The 1,948-nt window shown below is 75.2% G+C and carries 2 protein-coding genes; both read right to left on the bottom strand.

The annotated features are described in order from the left end of the window. Positions 1–69: 69 nt before the first annotated feature. The gene (locus AA75_RS42760; RefSeq protein WP_082527262.1) at positions 70–1,125 is read right to left on the bottom strand and encodes a hypothetical protein; all 1,056 of its coding nucleotides are present in this window, start codon (positions 1,123–1,125) and stop codon (positions 70–72) included. A 42-nt stretch (positions 1,126–1,167) separates the two neighbouring features. Beyond that, on the bottom strand, positions 1,168–1,948 hold a 781-nt coding region (locus AA75_RS42755; protein WP_051814378.1), incomplete at its 5' end, for a peptidoglycan recognition protein.

Genomic DNA, 1,948 nt, shown 5'->3' with positions numbered 1-1,948 from the left:
CCCCGTCCTGTCCACGTCCTGTCCACGTCCTCTCCACGGCCGGGACCGGTCGGGACCGGCCGCGGCCGGTCAGCTGTCGCGGCGCCTGCGTACGGCCAGCACGACGGCTCCCACCACCAGCACGGCCAGGACCGCGGAGCCGCCGGCCCCTCCGCCCACTCCCCCACCGCTGCCCGAGCCGCCGCCCGCGCCACTGCCGGTCGCGGTGGCGCCGGGGCTCGCCGCGCCGGTCGGCGCACCGCTGCCGGCACCGGCGGTGGGCGCGGGCTTGGCGTCGAGAGTCTCCCGCCAGACGGTGCTGTCCTTGCCCTCGCTGCCGAACAGCAGGGCGGTACCGTCCGCCGAGTACGTCACCGACTCGCCCTGCCGCTGGAACGGCACGTTGACCGAGCCGTCCTCCACCGGGTGGCCGTCCTGCCAGCGGTAGGCGGTGGCGGAGAAGTACCCCCGCAGCACCAGCCGGGTGCCGTCCGGGGAGAAGGCCCCGTCGGTGGTCCAGGGCACGTCGGCGATCGGGTGGAAGAGGTTGACGCCGGAGTCGGACAGCGTCTCGGGTCCCTGGTAGAGCCGGCCGCCGCTCTGCCGCTTGCTGGCTATGTACGCCCGGCCGGTGACCGGGTGCACCATCAGGGCCTCCGCGTCCCGCGGCCCGTCCTCGTAGCGCACCCGGTAGCGGACGGCGTCGACGGTCTGGTCGCGCAGTTCCTTCGGCTCGTCGAAGCGGTAGATCCACACCTCGGGCCAGGTGCCGTCGCGGTTGTCCCCGATGTCGCCGAGGTAGAGGCGGCCGTCCGGTCCGAGCGAGATGGCCTCGACGTCGCGCGGCTTGATGCCGCGCAGGGTCACGGTGGCGACGGTGCGGCCCTGGGAGTCGACGGCGTAGACGTACGGGCCGTCGTCGCTGTCGTTGTGGGTCCAGTAGACGCCGGGGTGGGCCCGGCTCGCGGCCAGGCCGCTGGACTCGGTGATCCGCGGGTCGCTGATGGTGAACGCCTCGCGCGGCAGGCCCGCCGCGCCCGCGGGCCCGGCGGCCGCACCGACCCCGAGCACCGCGGCGGCCACCGCGGCCGCGCCCGCCCGTACGGCACGGGATCCGCGCGGCGCCCGTTCGTTCGACCTCGTCACCCAGCGATCATCGCACGCCGCTCCGGCCGTCCGAACGGGCGGTCACGACGGCCGGGTGTCGTCCCGGACGGGTCGGACCTGCCGGAGGGTGGGCCGCAGCAGGTGGCCGGCGGGCCCGGCGGTGTCTGGGCGGACGGCGTTCGCCCGGTCGCTCTCGCGCAGCAGGCCCACCGCCCGGTCGCTCTCACGCAGCAGGCCCACCGCCCGCTCGGCGATCTGCGGCAGGGCCGCGTACAGGGACTCGCCGGGGCAGAGCGTGGTGTACGCGTCGCGGTGACCGGAGATGGCGGCGAACGCGTGGGTGGTGCCCGCCGGGAAGCGGCTGCTGCTGCTGTTGGAGGTCAGTTCGGACCGGCCGGCCGGGTCGATGCCGTACAGGCCGAGTTTCCACGCGGAGAGCCGGGCCAGAGCGTCGAGCACCGCCTCGGGGACCGGTGTGCCTGCGCCGAAGGTGCCGATCACCGCGATGCCGCAGGTCTCCCGGTTGAAGCCCATGGTGTGGGCGCCGACCACCGGGCGGCCGGTGGAGCCGAGCCGGCCCTCGTAGATCGTGCCGAAGCGGTCGACCAGGAAGTTGTAACCGATGTCCTCCCAGCCCTGGTTGGTGCGGTGCTCCTGGTAGATGGACCGGAGCTTCTCGGGGACGTCCTGCGGGCCGTAGCCGTTCGGGTCGTCGGTGTGGTGGATGAAGACCGCCCGCACGGCCGCGTCGCACTCGGTCGCGGTCTGCGGCTCGTCCGTCTTCCAGGTCGAGCGGCGCACCACCAGCGGGGGCGGCGGCGGGGCCGGCACGGCCTGACGGGGCGGCAGCGGGGCGGCCGCC

This window comes from Kitasatospora sp. MBT63 (genome assembly GCF_000710465.2).
In the GTDB taxonomy this organism is placed as follows: domain Bacteria; phylum Actinomycetota; class Actinomycetes; order Streptomycetales; family Streptomycetaceae; genus Kitasatospora.
This window is presented reverse-complemented; position numbering and strand designations above follow the sequence as displayed.